At 59.1% G+C, this 18,690-nt stretch carries 16 protein-coding genes; 6 read left to right on the top strand and 10 right to left on the bottom strand.

The genetic code is table 11. The annotated features are described in order from the left end of the window. The first annotated feature begins 116 nt into the window (after positions 1 to 116). Positions 117 to 1,010 carry an IS1595 family transposase gene (locus Q1A53_RS05165; RefSeq protein ID WP_299963621.1) on the top strand — a complete coding sequence of 298 codons (894 nt, stop codon included), beginning with the start codon at positions 117 to 119 and terminating at the stop codon, positions 1,008 to 1,010. Between the two features lie 120 nt (positions 1,011 to 1,130). Here the strand turns inward: Q1A53_RS05165 and Q1A53_RS05160 are convergent, their stop codons facing one another. The 3 genes from Q1A53_RS05160 to Q1A53_RS05150 form a co-directional block, all read right to left on the bottom strand. Then, positions 1,131 to 1,640, bottom strand: a complete 510-nt coding sequence (locus tag Q1A53_RS05160; protein ID WP_299963619.1) for a DUF4411 family protein — start codon at positions 1,638 to 1,640, stop codon at positions 1,131 to 1,133. Further along, complete coding sequence (locus Q1A53_RS05155) at positions 1,637 to 2,824, bottom strand: XRE family transcriptional regulator (RefSeq protein ID WP_299963617.1); 1,188 nt, start codon at positions 2,822 to 2,824, stop codon at positions 1,637 to 1,639. The genes Q1A53_RS05160 and Q1A53_RS05155 overlap by 4 nt, the downstream gene beginning before the upstream one ends. Before the next feature lie 1,328 nt (positions 2,825 to 4,152). Beyond that, the gene (locus tag Q1A53_RS05150; RefSeq protein WP_299963615.1) at positions 4,153 to 4,737 is read right to left on the bottom strand and encodes an SGNH/GDSL hydrolase family protein; all 585 of its coding nucleotides are present in this window, start codon (positions 4,735 to 4,737) and stop codon (positions 4,153 to 4,155) included. 374 nt (positions 4,738 to 5,111) lie between these two features. On the opposite strand from Q1A53_RS05150, the gene Q1A53_RS05145 reads away from it, so the two are divergent. From Q1A53_RS05145 to Q1A53_RS05130, 4 genes are all read left to right on the top strand, one after another. Continuing rightward, positions 5,112 to 5,966: a universal stress protein gene (locus tag Q1A53_RS05145; protein WP_299963613.1), complete on the top strand. Its 855-nt coding sequence runs from the start codon at positions 5,112 to 5,114 to the stop codon at positions 5,964 to 5,966. 147 nt (positions 5,967 to 6,113) lie between these two features. Next, on the top strand, positions 6,114 to 7,061 hold the full coding sequence (locus Q1A53_RS05140; protein WP_299963611.1) for a tripartite tricarboxylate transporter substrate binding protein: 948 nt from the start codon (positions 6,114 to 6,116) through the stop codon (positions 7,059 to 7,061). Positions 7,062 to 7,104: 43 nt separating this feature from the next. Beyond that, a complete protein-coding gene (locus tag Q1A53_RS05135; protein ID WP_299963609.1) occupies positions 7,105 to 7,608 on the top strand; it encodes a tripartite tricarboxylate transporter TctB family protein in 504 nt (167 codons plus the stop codon). A gap of 38 nt (positions 7,609 to 7,646) precedes the next feature. Next, positions 7,647 to 9,170, top strand: coding sequence for a tripartite tricarboxylate transporter permease (locus Q1A53_RS05130; RefSeq protein ID WP_299963607.1), 1,524 nt, complete (start codon positions 7,647 to 7,649; stop codon positions 9,168 to 9,170). On the opposite strand, the gene Q1A53_RS05125 is transcribed toward Q1A53_RS05130, so the two are convergent. From Q1A53_RS05125 to Q1A53_RS05115, 3 genes are all read right to left on the bottom strand, one after another. Beyond that, entirely contained in the window at positions 9,157 to 10,179 is a 1,023-nt protein-coding gene (locus Q1A53_RS05125; RefSeq protein WP_299963605.1) for an aldose epimerase family protein, read from the bottom strand. The two genes, Q1A53_RS05130 and Q1A53_RS05125, sit on opposite strands and share 14 nt — an antisense overlap. Before the next feature lie 72 nt (positions 10,180 to 10,251). Continuing rightward, positions 10,252 to 11,262 (bottom strand): cytochrome d ubiquinol oxidase subunit II, encoded by a 1,011-nt coding sequence (locus Q1A53_RS05120; protein WP_299963603.1) that lies wholly within the window; start codon positions 11,260 to 11,262, stop codon positions 10,252 to 10,254. Positions 11,263 to 11,264: 2 nt separating this feature from the next. Further along, entirely contained in the window at positions 11,265 to 12,653 is a 1,389-nt protein-coding gene (locus tag Q1A53_RS05115) for a cytochrome ubiquinol oxidase subunit I (protein WP_299963601.1), read from the bottom strand. Positions 12,654 to 12,950: 297 nt separating this feature from the next. On the opposite strand from Q1A53_RS05115, the gene Q1A53_RS05110 reads away from it, so the two are divergent. Further along, on the top strand, positions 12,951 to 13,691 hold the full coding sequence (locus tag Q1A53_RS05110) for a sulfite exporter TauE/SafE family protein (RefSeq protein ID WP_299963598.1): 741 nt from the start codon (positions 12,951 to 12,953) through the stop codon (positions 13,689 to 13,691). Positions 13,692 to 13,695: 4 nt separating this feature from the next. Here the strand turns inward: Q1A53_RS05110 and Q1A53_RS05105 are convergent, their stop codons facing one another. Genes Q1A53_RS05105 through Q1A53_RS05090 form a run of 4 tightly spaced genes read right to left on the bottom strand, consistent with a single transcriptional unit; the run spans position 13,696 to position 18,678 of the window. Continuing rightward, positions 13,696 to 14,841 (bottom strand): iron-containing alcohol dehydrogenase, encoded by a 1,146-nt coding sequence (locus Q1A53_RS05105; RefSeq protein WP_299963596.1) that lies wholly within the window; start codon positions 14,839 to 14,841, stop codon positions 13,696 to 13,698. A gap of 4 nt (positions 14,842 to 14,845) precedes the next feature. Beyond that, positions 14,846 to 16,219, bottom strand: a complete 1,374-nt coding sequence (locus Q1A53_RS05100) for an aldehyde dehydrogenase family protein (RefSeq protein WP_299963594.1) — start codon at positions 16,217 to 16,219, stop codon at positions 14,846 to 14,848. Positions 16,220 to 16,222: 3 nt separating this feature from the next. Further along, positions 16,223 to 17,587 carry a glutamine synthetase family protein gene (locus tag Q1A53_RS05095; protein ID WP_299963592.1) on the bottom strand — a complete coding sequence of 455 codons (1,365 nt, stop codon included), beginning with the start codon at positions 17,585 to 17,587 and terminating at the stop codon, positions 16,223 to 16,225. Positions 17,588 to 17,643: 56 nt separating this feature from the next. Continuing rightward, positions 17,644 to 18,678, bottom strand: a complete 1,035-nt coding sequence (locus Q1A53_RS05090; protein WP_299963590.1) for a TRAP transporter substrate-binding protein — start codon at positions 18,676 to 18,678, stop codon at positions 17,644 to 17,646. Positions 18,679 to 18,690 lie beyond the last annotated feature (12 nt).

Genomic DNA, 18,690 nt, shown 5'->3' with positions numbered 1-18,690 from the left:
AAGTCGCAAGGCACGCCATGCGACGACGATCGGCGCATCTTGAGCGAACCAGGTTACTCAATTAAAAAGGGGTGTATCCCCTTGACGCAAGTAAGCCGAATTGCTATCTATAGTGCATGGAAAAGAGCAAATCAGCCACCCCCGTTTTCAGTGTCCGCGAATTCTTCAAGCGCTTCCCGGATGATGAAACCTGCCTTGAGCACATCTTCAATGTTCGCTTCGGTGAAAAGCATCTGTGCCGGGCGTGCGGCGTAGAAGCTACTTTCCACCGGATGGGTAATCGCCGCGCGTGGGCTTGTGCGGCTTGCGGTGACCACCTGTATCCGACCGCTGGCTCGATCTTTCAGGACACACGGACGCCGCTCCAAGTCTGGTTCTATGCTATCTACCTTTTCGTCACGACGCGCCACGGTGTGAGCGGCAAGGAACTCCAGCGGCAACTTGGCGTGACCTATAAGACGGCTTGGCGGATCGGGAACAAAATCCGCGAACAGATGAGTAAGCACGACGCTCAGGCGATCCTGTCGGGTCACGTCGAGATTGATGAGGCGTATGTCGGTGGCAAGCGTCCCGGCAAGCGTGGTCGCGGTGCCGCTGGCAAAACCATCGTCATGGGCTTCAAGCAACGCGGCGGTCGGCTGGTTACGGAAATCATCCCGGACGTGAAGATGAAGACGCTTCGCGAGAAGACACTGGTAAACGTCGCGCCGGGGGCGACCGTCTCGACCGACGAACTTTACAGCTATGGCTTACTGAGCGATGAAGGCTACACGCATGTAGCGGTGAAGCACGGCAAGAAGCAGTGGGCGATCTACGATTACGAAACGCAGCAGCTTCACCACACGAACCACGTTGAGAGCTTCTGGCGTCACTTCAAGCATTCGGTGCGCGGCACGCACGTTTCGATCAGCCAGAAGTGGATGAAGCGCTATCTGGACGAGTTCACTTTCCGCGCGAACCATCGCGACGAGGCGAACCTGATGTTTGATCGGCTGATTGCGGCGTTCTGATAACGGCAGAGGCGGTTTTGTCAAAAGCCGCTTCGCTGATCGGTTGCACCCCGCGAATTTCCTCTTGTGCAATGAAGTCCTCAAGGCGATCTTCGTTTAGGGCCTGCATAAGAGATAAGCTCATCCGGTAATTCCCTCTTTTCGGCAAAGTTGGTTAAAGTTGTAATGCGTCACGCCAACGGCGATACACAGATCTGGAATGCGCAGTTTCGTTTGGCTTGGTTGACCCATGTTCGGGCGCTCCATGCTGACCACTGGCAACCCTAAGGTATGGGCCAAGGCAACAATGGATAGGTCGTTAAGCCCGATAGTGTCTTTCCTGTTGCCGTGATACTCAGATATAAATTGATGGAAATGCGTCCTCCAGGTGTTGTTTGTTGCTACGTACGCAGCCCAATCCCAACTTCCTTTTCCGACTTCATAGCAGCACGAGCCATTGCAGCCGTCTAGTGCATTACCGATAGCGCCTTGTATTGAGGCCATTTCGTTAGCGATCTCATAATTCCAACAGAATATTTCTGCCTGCACTCTGGAAACAACGCTAGGCCACAAAGTCTTGTGGATGTCCTCCGGCATCTCCATCAAAGGGTTAGAAAAGCCAGAGGTGTCGAGGCAGTACTTATGGGTCAAAATCCATAGTCCTCGCGAATATCCTTGAGGTGCTCGAAGTTCTTGATCCCCATGTACTCAGCGGCGTTATGTGCGGTTACATAGCCTCCGCTCCAAGCCGACATGACAAGTCCGGTATAGAAGCGCCCCTTTGCGTTGACGTACCTCTTCCCATAGTACTGTGGGCGCCCGAAAGAGGTATGCTCCTCCTCTTCCTTGAGGAAGATCGGGCGCATTGTTCTCCAATAGAATTGAGGCTGAACATAACCTAGCCCTATGAGCCTAATGAGCATTGCGTGACGGCTCATGGCAAACATTTCAGCGAGGTTGCCAATTACTGTAGTGTCGATCTTCTCGGATGGTTTGGTGGGCTTCTGTAGTACTCGCTCTATCGACCTGCTAGGGGCCAGAAAAGCTGATGCAAATCTGTTGCACCAATCCTCAATGGCTTTATGGCCTGACTTGCCGCCAAGCCGTGGTTGCCCGCTTATGCCACTCGATCCGAGCAGGACATGGCCAAACTCATGCGCAAGCGTGAACGCCTGTGCGCCTGCAGATTCACTTCCAAAGACTATTATGGGCAGTGGCTCAGCAAACAGACAAATGCCCCGTGCGCCCAGTTTGGTAATTCCGCTTTGCTTGAGAACAAGAATACCCATGCCTTCTATTTTGTCGCGAAGGATTTCAGGGAATGTATACCGAAGCGCCTTTTTCAGTTGAAGTTGATCTTCGATCTTGAGCCCCATCGCCTCTCGGCTAACCTCGGCAGCCAGATCAACGTCATCATCAACACTAAAACGAAGATTCTGAGAGAACACAGGAGGGCGCTCACCAAGTTCTTCAATTATTGCCAGAGCATTTAGCCTTTGCTCTTCTGCCCACTCTTGAACGGCAACCATGGATCGCTTTTCTTTTGGACCCGGCGCTGTCTTGCCTCGAAAAGTCCTGTAGTCCGGCACGAGAACAACCTCAGACATCTGCGGTATACTGTCCGAAAAAAACTCAAGAAAATGTCTATCATAAGAGGCTGCAAGCATCCGCCCTTGACGTGTGGTAGGTTTCGACTTTCCCGACTCCCAATCCATAACTTTCTGAGTTGCAACATTGATCTTCTTCGCAACTTCATCAGCAGCCATGCCCGTCCGGACACGTGCCCACTCAAGGACTCGCGGATTGTATGGAAGTTGGGTGTCTGCAGCGCTCATACTAATAAGGTAGTCTCATCTAGGTCTTGAGGCTAGACCTGCGGCGTCACGTCATGGCCCGGCAGCGGCAGATATGAAACACTTGCGTCAAGGGGATACACCCCATTAAAAATAGCTTGCGCTGATGAGGCCCCCCAGAGTCCGGTCCAGGCAATTGAAGTTACACGTGATCCAAGCGAGGCCGCGTAAGCGCTTTGAAAGCCCCACAACCGGTGGTAGAAATGGGGCAACAAAGGGCTTTTTTTACTCAAATCATGATAGGTCTGGCCACCGAGCATGGTGCAGAAAAGACCGTCACGATCTCTCTCATCGACAGGGTATCCGAACTGTCGACCCCTAGATGCTACGTATTTGAAGCAGCGTCGACCCGAGGCCAAAATAGAAGCTAGAAAAAGGGGCGTGGATGTCTAATCACGAGGGCAAAGGGCAGCTTTAATACCAAACTGTACGCCGCCCGCGATAGCCAGATGCGTCCTATCGGCCCGCTTGTTACGGCTGCCCCCCCCTCGGCAGATTTGATTGTGCTCAATACACCGAGCAATGGATCGTGAGTATGACGCCAACTGGTTCAGAGAAGCGTCGAAAGACAAAAAGATGCGCGACTCTATCCCAGTGCGGGAACGGCGGAAGAAACCAAGAAATGCGCCAAGCGATAACAACAAGTCGAGATTACGCTTGGCAGGTTCGAGAACTGGCGCGACGCAGCAACACGTCAGGACAGATGGCCGACTGTTTTCCTGTCCGTCATCGCCCTCGCCGCAACCGTCATGTACCGGTTTTGAGATGCTGTAACGCTGCCTGCGTCACGCACGACCGTTACCACTTGTCAGACCCGCGCCGCGTTGCCGGCATTCCCGTACTGTACTCACAGAAATGATGACGGGATGAGACCGTTCGTCGGACGGGACGTGTCACCGGCCAAGACCGCAAGCTGCTCGATCGGCGAGCGCGGCCAGATTGGGAGAGCGGCTGGGACGACCCGCGACCCCGAAGGTTTGACACACTGGTTGAGCGGATTGGCCCAGGCTGGTTAGAGCGGTTGGCCCGGAGGCTGGGCCATTCTCACACTGGCTGCACTTTGGTCTTTCAGCGGAACTACGTTGAAGCAGTATCATGTTGGCGACCGAAGCTTTGGCAATCAACCGCGGCATGTCCTCAAGGGGCCTTGATCGAACGCCGTGACAGAAATCGGGGCGGGTAAAGGCAAAGCTGACCAACCGTCTTTGTTGATTAAAGTGATTGCGCAAAACAGTTTGGCTGACACGGCCCCGCTATCAAACGCCTTACCCCGGTTACGAATTTTGCCACCGCTGCAATCCGCAGTTCACTCAACGATCCATGATCTGCGCGATCCGCATGGCGATGGCGCGGCTTCCTCTGCGCGACGGGTGAATTCGATCCGCTGCGTGATAGGATTTGTCACCATGGGGGACCAGGTCCTGAAGCGACACAAAGTGGACGCCGGGCTGTTGCTTGGCCATTCGGGCAATCCGCTGCTCGAACGCGTTACCTTCGTTGCGGCAGTGCTCGATGATCGAACCGACGCCGGGGCTGCGAAGATATCCCACGTAGATAACCTGGGCCCCGGAGGCACGGATCTGACGCACCAAATCTGCAATCTTGCCGCTTTGACCATCGGCACTGATCATCCGCTCGATCCGCCTGTCACAGCGATGACATCCGCATCCCAGCCACAGATCGTTGCCCCCGCCGTTTAGGATGACCCAATCCCACTCTCCGGGTCGATACTGCTGAGAGATATTCATGCCCATCGCGCCCGTAATCGGCAGGTTGTAGATGACCCGTGCACCGACAACGGACCGGTCGATCACCGGCTCGCCAAGGATCTCCTCAAGATTGCCAGCGATGCCTTTGTTGCTGCCCGCATGCCATGCCATCATCGAATCGCCCATCGCCAGGATCCGCGGCGATGTGTTGTGAGGGATGGTCTCTCCACATCCCGCAAGGAACAGGAAAAACATACTTAACCGCAGGAGTATCCACCGCATCTCGTGCCTATCACCTTTCATTGTCGGTCGCGGTTTTCGCGACAGTCCGATTGAGACAGACGCTAGTGGCAGGGGTCTGAAAACTGGTTAACGACGACACACAAGAGCCGCATGAAAAGCTCAAATTTGACACAAACCTTATGATTGCGCGGACGTTGGTCCGGGTCGCTCCGGGATCAAATCAACCTTTGGTGGTCAGCGCCGGAACCGCGCTATATCTTGATCATGCGGGAGATGCCGAAACACCAAAGCCCGCCAAAAGAGGGAGGGCCTGCACCATGCTCAGCAAGATACTCGTGCCAGTCAGAGGGGACGGTCTCGTCGAAACAGTCATGGGTCACGCGGCCACACTCGCCCGCCGCCACAAATCGCATATCGTGGTCGCTCATTGCCGTGCACAGGCCGAGGACCTGATGCCCTACGGCGTCCCCATGCCCGCGTTTGCGAAAAAGACGATGTTGAACCAGGCGCAGGAACTCGCCAACCAACAGGAGCAGGTGCTCCGAGAAGAGCTGCACACACTGGCCGAAACGCTTGATCTGGACGAAGCTCCCGCCGCCCCCGGCAAGACCGTCACCGTCGCCTTTGTGGAGGAAAGCGGGCGCATGGCCGACGTGATCAAACATAATGGCAGGCTGGCCGATCTGGTGGTGGTCGCCAAGCCCAATCGGGATACCAACGTGGGCACCAACTCTCTGAAAACGGCGCTTTTTCAGACGGGGCGCCCGGTCCTGATGTGCCCGCGCAAGGCCGCCGGACCAGAGGCCTTCTGCACCCATATCGCGGTGGCTTGGAACGGATCGCTTGAAGCATCGCGGGCGGTTGCGCATTCGCTTGATCTGGCCGCCGCGGCTGAGAGCGTGACCATTCTGTCAGGTGGGAAGGGTGAACCGCACGGGGCGACTGCGGAAGAATTGGCGGAGTACTACGCCCTGCGTGGAATCACCGCCCAGATACACCGCTTTGATGCGCAGAACCCCGGTGTCGCGCTGCTCAAGAAGACGACCGAGCTAGGGGCCGGAATGCTGGTCATGGGTGCCTACAGCCTCAGCCACGAACGCGAAACGCTTTTTGGCGGCAATACCCAGGCAGTTGTGGATAACGCCGAGATTCCAGTCTTGCTGGTACACTAACGACAACCTCGCAACAAAATACTTCTTGAAATAAGGATTTTGAAATTTAATTTCCCGTCTATTAAGAGGTTGTTAACTCGGCCAGAGGCTCGGGTCTGCAACCGGACTAAAAGGAGGGAAGAGATGCTATTTTCAAAACGTAGGTTCATGGGAGTTCTCGCCGCGAGCATGGTGGCGAGTGCGCCAGGTTATGCGGTCGCGGATGGCTGGACGCCCCGAAAACCCATTGACTTCACGATCATGGCAGGGCCCGGCGGTGGGGCTGACCAGATCGCCCGCTTTATTCAGTCCGTTGCAGAGAAGAAGGATCTCACCAATCGTCCGCTGGTGCCGAACAACAAGGGCGGCGGCTCGGGTGCAGAGGCGCTGATCCATGTGTCGGGCGCGAATGATCCTGATCATACGATCCTGGTGACGCTAAACTCGTTCTTCACAACACCGCTGCGGCAGGAAAACCTCGGGATCGATATCCAGACCTTCACACCCATTGCGATGATGGGGGTCGATCCCTTTGTGCTCTGGGTTCACAAGGATGCCGGGATCACGACGTTCGAAGGTTACGTCGAAGAGGTCAAATCGATGAACGGCGAGTTCGTGATGGGCGGCACGGGACAGGGGCAGGAAGATTCCATTGTCATCGCCTATATGTCCGACGCCTATGACCTCGATATCAAATACATTCCCTACAGCGGCGGCGGTGCGGTGGCCAAAGATCTGGCCGGCAAGCAGATCATGGCGACCGTCAACAACCCCGCAGAGGCCAAAGGCTTCTATGAGGCGGGCGATTTTGTACCGCTGCTGGCATTTTCCGATGAACGGATGCCCGCCTATCCGGATGTGCCGACGCTGAAGGAGAAAGGGCACGACTTCTCCTATTATAACCAACGGGCTGTCGTTGGTGCACCCGGGATGTCGGACGAGGCCGCGGCGTATTATCAGGATGTTTTCACCCAGATATTCGAGAGCGAAGAGTGGCAGGGTTATCTGGACTCCGAAAGCCTCTCCCCCCTCTGGATGGACGCCTCCGAACAGCAGGACTACTGGGGGCTGCAGGTGGAGAACCATCGCAAGCTACTCGCCGCTCTGGGCGAATAAGACACCGCGCCGGATGCTGACGTAGTAGAAGGGCAAGTGACACATGCGCAACGGTGAGATCATAACCGCAGGCGTGCTTGCCCTTTTTTCCCTCTATCTGATGTGGAAAAGTGCGGAACTGCCCATCGGCTATATCGCCGGACAGGGGCCAGGCGGAGGTGCCTGGCCTTTCTGGCTGGCGGTCATGATGCTGCTGAGCTGCGTGATGATTGCGTGGAACTGGTGGCGTGGGGTCAGCCCGCCCTCTCAATCCGACGCACCTGTGCTGGACAGCTACGGCTGGAAGATGCTGGCCCTGGTCGGCGGTGGCATCATTGCTTTCGTGGGGCTCGTCAACGTCATTTCGATGTACGGGGCCATCGCTGTCTTCCTGCTCTACTATCTGAAGTATCTGGGCAGACACGGTTGGTTTCTGAGCCTGACGCTCGCGTTGGTATTGCCTGTTGCCTTCTTCTTTTTCTTTGAAGGAGCGATGCGGATCACCATGCCCACAGGCCTGGCCTTTACGGATCCTGTCTTCAACATCCTCTACGAAATCATCTACTGACCGCTGGGCCCGCGTGCCCGAAGGAGATCGCCGAGATCATGGAAGTTCTGGCTCTGCTCACCGATGGAATGCTGGTTGCGCTGCAACCGCTCAACCTGATGATGATCGTTATCGGCGTGAGCGTCGGGTTGCTGATTGGCGCCATGCCAGGTCTGGGGTCTGTGAACGGGGTCGCCATCCTGCTGCCGGTCACCTTTCTGGTGCCCCCCGGCGCGGCAATCATCTTTCTGGCCGCGATCTACTACGGTGCCATGTACGGCGGCGCAATTTCCTCCGTCACCCTTGGTATTCCCGGCGCATCCACGGCGGTCGCCACGACCTTTGACGGTCGTCCCTTGGCCATACAGGGGCGCGCCAGCCTCGCGCTCGTGACGGCGGCACTGGCCTCCTTTGTCGGTGGCACGGTCGCCAATGTGCTCTTCACGCTTTTTGCACCGGCACTTGCCTCTGTCGCTTTGTCCTTTGGACCGCCAGAGGTCTTTGCGTTGATGCTGCTCGCCTTTGCAACCTTTGTGGGCCTCGGTGGCGACGATATTCCCAAAACCGTCTTTTCGATCTGCTTTGGCCTCGTGCTGGGGTCTGTGGGCTTCGACCAGATCTCGGGGGCGCCACGCCTCATCCTGTTCGAGATGAATGGCTTCCTGCAGGGCATCGGCTTTCTCGTGCTTGCCATTGGTGTCTACGGCATCGGAGAGATGCTGTGGACGATCGAGCAGTCCCGTGGCGCCGTCACCAAGACAACGCCAAAGATGACCGTCAAAGGCATGGTCTCGGACGCCAAGGATGCCACAAAACGAGGCTGGAAAGGCACCTTTGTGGGCTCCTTCCTCGGGTTTTTCGTAGGCGTTCTGCCTGCGGCCGGTGCGACGCCCGGCTCGCTGATGTCGTATGGCGTGACCAAGATGATCTCCCGCAAACCGGAAAGCTTCGGAACCGGCAACCCCGACGGCGTTGCCGCACCTGAAGCCGCGAACAATTCCGCGTCGACCGGGTCGATGCTGCCCATGCTGACGCTGGGGATTCCGGGATCACCCACAACCGCGATCCTTCTGGGCGGCATGGTGATCTGGGGCCTGACGCCCGGCCCGCGGCTGTTCGTGGACGAGCAGGAATTCGTCTGGGGCCTGATCGGGTCGTTCTATGTCTCCAACGCAGCTGCGGTGCTGATCAACCTCGCCTTTATCCCGCTCTTTATCTGGATGCTGCGGATGCCCTTTACGGTGCTCGCTCCGGTCATCTTCGTGCTGTCCATCGTTGGCGGATATGCAGCCACCCGGGATATGTTCGACATTTGGCTGATGGTGATCTTTGGCATCGGCGCGTTCTTCTTGCGCCGGTTCGACTATCCACTGGCGCCTGCCGTGCTGGCCATCGTGCTCGGTCCCATCGCGGAGCCAACCTTGCGGCAATCCCTGCTGCTCTCCTCGGGCGATCCATCGATCTTTTTCACACGGCCCGTGGCGGGCCCTATCACCATCATCGCGCTGATCCTGATTTTCCTGCCAGCGATCAAGCTCTTTCGCGGCAAGCGCAAAACGGCGAGCGACGTCAACTCGGGCTGAGCGCGTCAAAGGTGAACCGCATCCGGTGGCGGTAGTGCTCGCCCGGGTTCAGCATGGCACTGGGGAAATGTGCGAACTGGGGTGAGCCCGGAAACTTCTGTGTCTCCAGCGTGAACCCGGCAAAGCGGCACAGTGACTGTCCTTGCTTTCCGGGGATATCCGCGCTCAACGCCCCACCTGTATAAAGCTGCACCCCGGGTTCCGATGTCAAAAGCCGTAGGCGCCGACCTGAGACGGGGTCGGTCGCCACCGCGCACAGGCGCATGCCATCCATCGTGGGACCCAAGCAAAGATTGTGGTCATATCCGGACGAGAGCGTGCCAATGTCCTGTCCGATGGTCTTTGACTGCCGGAAATCAAACGCCATCCCCTCTACATCCGCAATCTCTCCCGTCGCCAGCAGTGCCTCATCAACCGGGGTATAGAACGCGGCCGGGATCTGCAGGTGATGACCCAGCACGTCACCGGCACCTGCCAGATTGAAGTAGGCGTGGTTGACCATGTTCATGATCGTTGGCTTGGCGGTCGTCGCTGTCATCTCGATGTCCAGCGCGCCGCTTTCGTCCAGCGCATAGCGCGTCTGAAGGGTGCATGGGCCGGGATAGCCCATCTCACCATCGCCGGTCTCCGTGGCAAAGGTGACTGAATGATCATCCAACGCGGCGACGCGCCAAACCTTGCGGTCGAACCCCGCGGTCCCACCGTGCAGGTGGTTGGGCCCCTCGTTCAGATCGAGCTGATGAAGCTGCCCATCCAGTAGACACTTGCCGCCCGCGATCCGATTGGCGTATTGGCCACAGGTCGCGCCGAAATAGGTGCCGTATTGGGTGTAGGGCGCCAGCTCATCGTGACCCAGAACGATATCGCCCAGCCGTCCCGTCGCATCGGGCACCCAAAGATGCGTCAACCGGGCACCGTAGGTGATGAGCCGCGCCTCGGTCTCACCACCCCGCAAGGTCACGGCCTCGATTGTCTGACCCGATACCTCGCCGATCGCTTCCATCTTCATGTAGTTTGCCCGCCCTGCTGCCGTGGCACCCTAGCCTGCCGCTCCGGGCAGCGAAAGCCGCAGCCGGGCTGGTCAGTCGTACCGCAACTCGGTCGCCTTGCCCCTGAAGATGTAATAGGACAGCACGGTGTATCCAAGGATGGCAGGCAACACGAAGAGCGTGCCAATCAGGATGATAAACAGGCTTTCCGGCGCTGCAGCAGCGTCGTAGATGGTGATCTGCTCCGGCACCACGTAGGGATAGAACGAATAGGCCATACCCCCGAACGCCAGCGCGAATAGCAAAATCGCCGCGGCAAAGGGCCCCCAAGACATGCGATCATCCGACCGCGGCAGCTGCCTGATCTGCCACCAGAGGTAAACAATCAGGGCGCCCGACAGGATGGGCAACGGCGATAAATACAGAAATTCCGGCAGGCTGAACCATTTGTCAAAGATCCGTGCACTGACGAACGGTGTTGCCAATGAGATCGCACCGACCCCGAGGATCAGGCCCCAAATGCCGCCCCGCGCCCAGCGGACCGCGTGGGCCTGCAGCGCCCCTTCGGTCTTACCGATCAGCCAGGCCGCGCCGATAAAGCTGTAGCCCACCGTCAGAAAGACGGCTGTCAAAAGGGCGAAGGCTACGTGGCTCAACGTCCATGTCAGACCCATGATGTACATGCCCAGCATGAACCCCTGGCTCATCGAGGCCATGAGCGATCCTGCAAAGAATGCCGCGTTCCAGCGCGTTTTCTGGCTCGCGGGGGCCTTGGCGCGGAACTCAAACGACACGCCGCGCAGGATCAGGCCCACCAGCATGATGAAAACCGGTAGATAGAGCGCCGTCAGGATGATGCCGTGGGCAGGCGGAAACGCGACCAGCAGCAGCCCGATGGCAAGGACAAGCCATGTCTCATTCGCATCCCAGAACGGACCGATGGAGGCGACAAGCCTGTCTTTCTCCTCCTCATTGGCGAGCGGCATCAGAAGCCCCACGCCCAGATCGAACCCGTCCAGAATGACGTAGATCAGGATCGACAGCCCCATCAGCGCCGCGAAAGTCCACGGCAGCCAGATTGCCGGATCGCCAAAGGTTTCCATCGCTATTCTCCTGGCTGCAGCATGGCGACTTCGGCCTCGCCGCTGGCGGGGTGGACCCGGCTGCCGAGCGGCTCACCGCGCGATGCCTTGCGAGCCAGGTAGGTAATGACGGCGATGTAGGCCACGATCAGCGCCGCGTAGATCGCCAAGTACCCAAGCAGCGTCCCCAGCACCATACCCGCAGGCACATCCGCAACCGCTTCTTTGGTTGTCAGAACCCCTTGCACCAGCCACGGCTGACGGCCGATCTCTGTCGTGTACCAACCGGCGAGCGTGGCAATCCAACCACTGAAGCTCATGGCGCTGAAGGCATAGAGCGACAGCCGCGGCATCTCACCGGCGCCGTAACGCCGCATCAGGTAAAGCCCGCCCCAGGAGAGCAGCAGCATCGCTATGCCGGTGCCGACCATCACCCGGAAGCTGAAGAACACAGGCGCCACTCGGGGATGCATCACGGTGCCGTCCTCCGCGACGAAATCGTTGAGCCCGGGCACGACGCCCTCCGGCTTGTGCTTCAGGATCAGCGAGGCGCCGCTGGGAATACCGATCTCGAACCGGTTCTCGCGTGCCTCCTCATCGGGCAGGGCAAAGAGCAGCAAGGGCACGTTCGGTCCAGTTTCCCAGTTACCTTCCATCGCAGCGACCTTGGCGGGTTGATGCTCCAGCGTGTTCAAGCCGTGCAAATCACCTGCGAGGATCTGCAACGGGATCAGCAGCGCGCCGGTCACGACACCGAACCGGAGCGTGGACTTGACGCTCTCCGCGCGATCCCCCCAAAGCAACCGCAACGCCGAAATACCCGCGATCAGGAAGGCGACGGTCAGACCGGACGCCAGCAACATATGCACAAAGCGATATGGCATGGAGGGATTGAAGATGATTTCCCACCAGTCGGTAGCAAACACCACACCGTCGCGGAGCTCGTACCCCTGCGGCGTGTGCATCCAGGAATTCAGAACGATAATCCAGAATGTCGACATCGTGGTGCCGAAAGCGACAAGGAAGGTCGCCAGAGTATGAACCCACCGCTTCACGCGCGAGGCGCCGAACAACATGATACCGAGGAAAACCGCCTCCAAAAAGAACGCCGTCATGACCTCATAAGCCAGCAGGGGCCCGGCCACGTTTCCGACGGTCTCCATAAAGCCGGGCCAGTTTGTGCCGAACTGGAATGACATGGTGATGCCCGATACAACTCCCATAGCGAATGAGAGGGCAAAGACCTTCACCCAGAAGAGATAGGCGTCCATCCACTTCTGATCTCCGGTCGCGTTGAACCGCAGCTTGAAGAACAGCAACACCCAGCCCAGAGCGATCGTGATCGTGGGGAAAAGGATGTGAAACGAGATGTTTGCGCCGAATTGGATGCGCGATAACAGTAGGGTGTCCATGGGATACGCTCACCGAGTTTTATTTGCTTGATCCAAAGATAGGCTTTGCGGCGTGTTTTTCAGGGTCGTGCGACGAATTGCGCAGGGTGTCCGGTCCTGTGTCAGACACCTGGAACAGGCTCATCGCGATACATCAAAAAATTCATTCAAAATGTTGATCTGGTTTCTTTTTCCAGAGCTGAAGCAGACCCTTTCGGATCCTTCGATCTGGACATCCCGCTGATTGACAACACGCTTGCCTTCAGGCGTTCTGCGTCTCAGCTCTACCGAGGACTGAAGGACAGGGTTTTGACCGATATGACCATCCTTCTTGTCGGAGCACTGGCCTTCTTGGCCGCGGGCGCTGTGAAGGGGGTTGCTGGCATTGGCATGCCTACCGCCGCGATCGCACTGATGACCATCTTTTTCGATCCGCGCACCGCCGTGGCTCTTGTTCTCTTTCCGATGCTCGGGTCCAACGCCTGGCAGCTTTTCCGGGCAGGAAATCTCCTTCGCACGGCCCGGCGCTATATGGTTTTCGCGCTGGTGTTGGTCGCCTGCGTCACCTGGACAGTGTTTGCAACCCGGCAGACGAGCGACCGCGCGCTGCTTGCGGTGCTGGGTCTGGTCATTCTTCTTTTCGTGGTTGTCTCCTGGCGCGGCTGGGTCCCGCCGCTGCCGCCGCGCCATGATCGCTCCGCACAGATCGGCTTTGGCCTCTTTGCAGGTATCATCGGCGGGCTGACCGCAGGCTGGGGGGCGCCACTGGCGATGTATCTGGCAACCAAACAGGTTGACAAGGACGAGTTCATCCGCGCAACCGGTTTTCTGATCTTCGTGGGCAGCCTGCCGCTCTGTCTCGGCTACGCCCGGCTGGGCTTTCTCACCGGGCCGCTGGCAGGCGTATCGCTGGTCATGATCATCCCCACACTCATAGGGTTCAGCCTGGGCGAATTGCTGCGCAACAGGCTCTCCGGTGTCGGGTTTCGAAACGCGATCCTGATCGTCTTTGTATTGATGGGGGTCAATCTGATCCGCCGGGCGATCTGGTACGGCTAAGCGGTCAGAGACATGCCTCCAGCAAACTCGTCGTGTTCTTGACGGTCATCCGAACCGGATTGCCACCGACACTCGGGTCCTGCAGGGCAGATGCCACAAGCATGTCAATATCAGGGTCTTTGACACCGAGATCCGTCAGATTCTTTGGAATTTGCAACTTTTCGTTCAACTCGCCCACGAAAGCATGAAACCCGTCGAACCCTCCGGAGATCGACAGGTAATTCGCCGCCCGTGCCAGATGCTTGCGCACTTTGGGGCGGTTGAACATCAGCACCTCCTGCATGACGACCGCGTTTGTGGTGCCGTGATGGGTGTGGTGGACGGCCCCGATGGGATGGCTGAGCGCATGGATCGCGCCCAGCCCTTTTTGAAACGCCGTTGCCCCAATGGCCGCGGCCGACATCATATGGGCCCGCGCGGTGAGGTTTGTCCCGTCCTCAAAGGCGATGAGCAGGTTGTCCTTGACCAGCCGCATGCCCTCCAGCGCCATGCCCTGAGACATCGGGTGGTAGTGAGGGGAGCAATAAGCCTCCAGACAATGCGCGAAAGCATCCATCCCTGTTCCCACCGTGATCGCGGGCGGCATGCCCACTGTCAATTCGGGATCGCAGATAACGACCGATGGCAGGATCTTGGGGTGAAAGATGATCTTCTTTTCGTGGGTTTCCGAATTGGTGATCACGCTCGCCCGCCCGACCTCGGAGCCGGTTCCGGCAGTGGTGGGCACCGCAACGATGGGCGCAATGGCCTCCGGATCGGCGCGCGTCCACCAGTCATCCACATCCTCGAAATCCCAGATTGGCCTGCTTTGCCCCGCCATAAAGGCAACGACCTTGCCCAGATCGAGACCCGAACCGCCGCCGAAGGCCACGACCCCGTCGTGCCCGCCCGCCCGGTACATGGCCACGCCGGCCTCCGCGTTCTTCTCGGTCGGGTTCGGGTCCACGTCGGAGAACATCGCCCGGCCCAGCCCTGCCACCGTCAGCGCTTCCAGGGCATTTTGCGTGATGGGAAGTGACGCCAACCCTTTGTCGGTGACCAGCAGTGGTTTGGTGATCCCGGCGACTGCGCAGGCCTCTGCCAGTTCTGAGATACGGCCCGCGCCAAAGCGGATGGCGGTCGGGTAGGACCAGTTTGCTGTCAGTGGCATGGGATCAGCCTTTCTTGAGATGGTAGGACTTGGGACGCGTCAGGTTGTGATAGCCAATCGCCGACAACCCTCCGCCCCGTCCGGTATCCTTGCAGCCGGTCCAGCACAAGCCGGGGTCGAGATAATCGGCGCGGTTCATGAACACCGTCCCCGTCTCGATTGCGTCGCCAATCGCCTCGGCACGCGCCACATCCTGCGTCCAGACGGAGGCCGTCAGGCCATAATCGCTGTCGTTCATCAGGCGGATCGCCTCCGCATCGTCCTTGACGGGTATGATCCCCACGACCGGGCCAAAGCTCTCCTCGCGCATGACGCGCATCGAATGATCCACGTCCACGAGGATCTGCGGCATGAGATAGGCGCCCGCGTCCTGCGGAAAGAGCGCCGGATCAATTAGCGCCCGCGCCCCGGCGGCCACGGCCTCGGATGTTTGCGCGCGCACCAGATCGGCAAAGCGCACCTGCGCCATCGGGCCAAGCGTTGTCTCCTGCTCCAGCGGGTTGCCCAGTCGGTAGCCTTCGACGATGGAGACCGCCTTGTCCACGAACCGCTCGAACAGCGGTTCGGCCACATAGATGCGCTCGATACCGCAGCAGCATTGACCGGAGTTGAACATCGCCCCGTCGATCAGCGTCTCGGCCGCCGCCTCCAGATCCGCGTCCGCACAGACATAGCCCGGATCCTTGCCGCCCAGTTCCAGCCCAAGCCCGGTGAAGGTCCCGGCGGCGGCTTTTTCGATGGTGCGCCCGCCACTGACGGAGCCGGTGAAGTTCACGAACCCAAAGGCCCGGTCCGCGATCAGGGCAGAGGTCGTGGTGTGGTCGAGAAAGACGTTCTGGAACACATCCGTCGGCACGCCTGCGTCATGAAAGGCGCGGGCCATGCGTTCGCCCACTAGCGGCGTCTGGCTGGCGTGTTTCAGCATCACCGCATTGCCGGCGATCAGCGCTGGCGCCACTGTGTTGATCGCGGTCATGTAGGGGTAGTTCCACGGGGCGACGACCAGCACCAGACCTTGTGGCACCCGTTTGATCCGGCGGCGAAAGGCGCCGCTGTCCTCAACCTCAAGCGGTGCCAGCGCTTCCGCCGCGATATGCGCCATATGCGTGGCCCGTTCCTCGAACCCGCCAAACTCTCCGCCGTAGCGTACGGGCCGCCCCATCTGCCAGGCCAGCTCCGGCACGATGGCGTCATTCATGGCACCGACATTGGCGACACCGGCCAGCACCAGATCGATCCGCTCCTGCAGCGGGCGCGCGGCCCAGGCGACCTGTGCTGCCTGCCCTTTGGCCACTGCCTCCGCTGCCTCGAACTCGGTCAGCACCGCGCGGGTGGCGTAAGTCGATCCGTCAATCGGGGAAATACAGGTCACCGTCATCGCTCAAGCCCTCTCGAACCCGCGGGCGATTTCCCAGTCGGTGACCGCCTTGTCGAACTCTTCCTGCTCCCATTCGGCGGCGCGCGCGTAGTGGTCGACTACATCATCGCCCATCGCCTCGCGCAACATGGTCGAGCCACGCAGCGTCTCAGTCGCCGTGCGCAGGTTCTGCGGGATCTCGGTGGCTTTTGCATCCTCGTACACATCGCCCTTGGTGGCATCGGCCAGCGCCAGCTTGTCTTCGATCCCCTTGATGCCTGCGGCCAGCAAGGCAGCCTGCGCCAGATAGGGGTTCAGGTCCGACCCGCCGATGCGACATTCCACCCGGACGCCCTTCGTCCCCTCGCCGCACAGCCGGAACCCAGCGGTGCGGTTGTCCACGGACCAGACCGTCTTGGTTGGCGCAAAGGTTCCTTTTGCAAAGCGCTTGTAGCTGTTGACGTAGGGCGCCAGAAAATAGGTGTAGTCCGGCGCGTAGGCGATCAACCCGGCCATGTAGTGGCACATCAGATCGGACATGCCGTGCGCCGCGCCTTTTTCGTAGAAAAGCGGTGTCGTGCCGTCCCAGAGCGACTGGTGAACGTGGGATGAACTGCCCACCATATCCGCCGACCATTTGGGCAGAAAGCTCGCCGCATGCCCGTGCTGCCAGGCGATTTCCTTAACGGCATGTTTTGCGATGGTGTGATGATCGGCGCAGTCGAGCGCCTCGGCATAGCGTATGTTGAGCTCTTCCTGACCGGCCTCCGCCTCGCCCTTGGAATTCTCGACCGGCACACCCGCGGCATAGAGATGGTTGCGCAGGGGCCGCATGATCATCTCTTCCTTGGTGGTCTGGAAGATGTGGTAATCCTCGTTGTACCCGCTGATAGGCGTCAGATCGCGAAAGCCCGATCGGCGGATTTCCTTGAGGCTTTTCTCGAAAAGAAAAAACTCAAGCTCCGTTGCCATCATCGCGGTGAAACCCATCGCCTCCAGCCGCTTGATCTGCATTTTCAGGACCGCGCGCGGCGACTGCGGCACCAGATCATGGGTCCGGTGATCCAGCAGATCACAGAGCACCATCACCGTGCCCTCCAGCCACGGCACCGGGCGGATCGTCTCCAGATCGGGCCACATCACGTAGTCACCGTAGCCCGACTGCCAGGAGGTGGAGGCGTAGCCATCGGGCGTCGCCATCTCCAGATCCGTGGCCAGCAGATAATTGCAGCAGTGGGTCTCCTTGTGGGAATGCTCCACGAAATTCGCCGCATGAAAGCGTTTGCCCATCAGCCGGCCCTGCATGTCCACGGCGCAGACGAGCACGGTGTCGACCTGGCCGTCGCTCACCTGTTTCTTGAGATCCTTGAAGCTCAGCAATCCGGGCATGGGCGTGTCTTTCCTGGTGGGAGATGCCGGGGACGCGGACGCCCCCGGCGGATGGTTCAGCTATAGCGATAGGGCCGTCCGGCCTTCACCATATCCGCGTTGTACTGCTTGAAGATTTCCACGACCTTCGCCTTGGTCTCGGATTCTGCTGCGATCTCGTCCCAGAACTTCAGCGCAGCATCCTCGACCTGCTGCCATTCCGCATCGGGGATCGAGGTCAGCTCCATCTTGGTGCCGTTGACGCGCAGATTGGCTTCGCCGCCCCAGTACCACCACTGGCGATAGTAATGGGACTGATCCATGCAGACCTTGAGCAATTCCTTCAGATCCTCAGGCAGCGCGTTGTAGCTCTCCATATTGGCAAAGAACGAGCCCGCCCAGGCACCGGAGATGTTGTTGGTCAGGAAGTAGTTGGTCACATCGGCCCAGCCGACGGTGTAGTCTTCGGTGATGCCGGACCATGCGATGCCGTCCAGCTCTCCGGTCTGCACGGCAACCTCGATGTCCTCCCATGGCAGCGTCACCGGGACCACGCCGAACTGCGTCAGGAACCGCCCGGCCGTGGGGAAGGTGAAGACCCGCTTGCCTTCGAGATCCGCGAGACTGTTGATGGGATCCTTGGTGGCGAAATGGCACGGATCCCAGGCACCGGCGCTCAGGTGCTTAACGCCGACGGCGGAGTATTCCTGATCCCAGATCTCATTCAGCCCGTACTGGTTGAAGAGCACCGGTACGTCGAGCGAGTAGCGCGAAGCGAAGGGGAAATACCCCCCGAAGACAGTGACTTCCGTGGGCGAGGCCATGCTGTCGTCATCTGACTGCACCGCGTCGATCGTGCCGTTCTGCATGGCGCGGAACAGCTCACCCGTGGGCACCAGCTGATCGGCAAAGAAAAGCTCGATCTGCATCCGGTCGCCGGCGATCTTGTTGAAGCTGTCGATGGCAGGCTTGATCACATGCTCGGCGAGCGCGGGGCCTGCATAGGTCTGCATCCGCCAGCGGATCGTGGATTGCGCCAGCGCCGGGGCAGCCAGCGGGGCCGCTGCTGCACCGACAGCGGCGGAGGTGATGAACTTGCGTCTTGTTGTCATTGTGGTCTCCTT

This window comes from uncultured Roseobacter sp. (genome assembly GCF_947496515.1).
GTDB lineage: Bacteria > Pseudomonadota > Alphaproteobacteria > Rhodobacterales > Rhodobacteraceae > Roseobacter.
This window is presented reverse-complemented; position numbering and strand designations above follow the sequence as displayed.

Coding starts and splice junctions, on each gene's coding strand:
- Q1A53_RS05105 (WP_299963596.1), bottom strand. CDS start 14,841: ATGCCACTGACAGCAAACTGGTCCTACCCGACCGCCATCCGCTTTGGC.
- Q1A53_RS05115 (WP_299963601.1), bottom strand. CDS start 12,653: ATGGACACCCTACTGTTATCGCGCATCCAATTCGGCGCAAACATCTCG.
- Q1A53_RS05090 (WP_299963590.1), bottom strand. CDS start 18,678: ATGACAACAAGACGCAAGTTCATCACCTCCGCCGCTGTCGGTGCAGCA.
- Q1A53_RS05110 (WP_299963598.1), top strand. CDS start 12,951: ATGACCATCCTTCTTGTCGGAGCACTGGCCTTCTTGGCCGCGGGCGCT.
- Q1A53_RS05130 (WP_299963607.1), top strand. CDS start 7,647: ATGGAAGTTCTGGCTCTGCTCACCGATGGAATGCTGGTTGCGCTGCAA.
- Q1A53_RS05135 (WP_299963609.1), top strand. CDS start 7,105: ATGCGCAACGGTGAGATCATAACCGCAGGCGTGCTTGCCCTTTTTTCC.
- Q1A53_RS05095 (WP_299963592.1), bottom strand. CDS start 17,587: ATGCCCGGATTGCTGAGCTTCAAGGATCTCAAGAAACAGGTGAGCGAC.
- Q1A53_RS05120 (WP_299963603.1), bottom strand. CDS start 11,262: ATGGAAACCTTTGGCGATCCGGCAATCTGGCTGCCGTGGACTTTCGCG.
- Q1A53_RS05165 (WP_299963621.1), top strand. CDS start 117: ATGGAAAAGAGCAAATCAGCCACCCCCGTTTTCAGTGTCCGCGAATTC.
- Q1A53_RS05150 (WP_299963615.1), bottom strand. CDS start 4,737: ATGGGCGATTCGATGATGGCATGGCATGCGGGCAGCAACAAAGGCATC.
- Q1A53_RS05145 (WP_299963613.1), top strand. CDS start 5,112: ATGCTCAGCAAGATACTCGTGCCAGTCAGAGGGGACGGTCTCGTCGAA.
- Q1A53_RS05125 (WP_299963605.1), bottom strand. CDS start 10,179: ATGAAGATGGAAGCGATCGGCGAGGTATCGGGTCAGACAATCGAGGCC.
- Q1A53_RS05140 (WP_299963611.1), top strand. CDS start 6,114: ATGGGAGTTCTCGCCGCGAGCATGGTGGCGAGTGCGCCAGGTTATGCG.
- Q1A53_RS05100 (WP_299963594.1), bottom strand. CDS start 16,219: ATGACGGTGACCTGTATTTCCCCGATTGACGGATCGACTTACGCCACC.
- Q1A53_RS05155 (WP_299963617.1), bottom strand. CDS start 2,824: ATGAGCGCTGCAGACACCCAACTTCCATACAATCCGCGAGTCCTTGAG.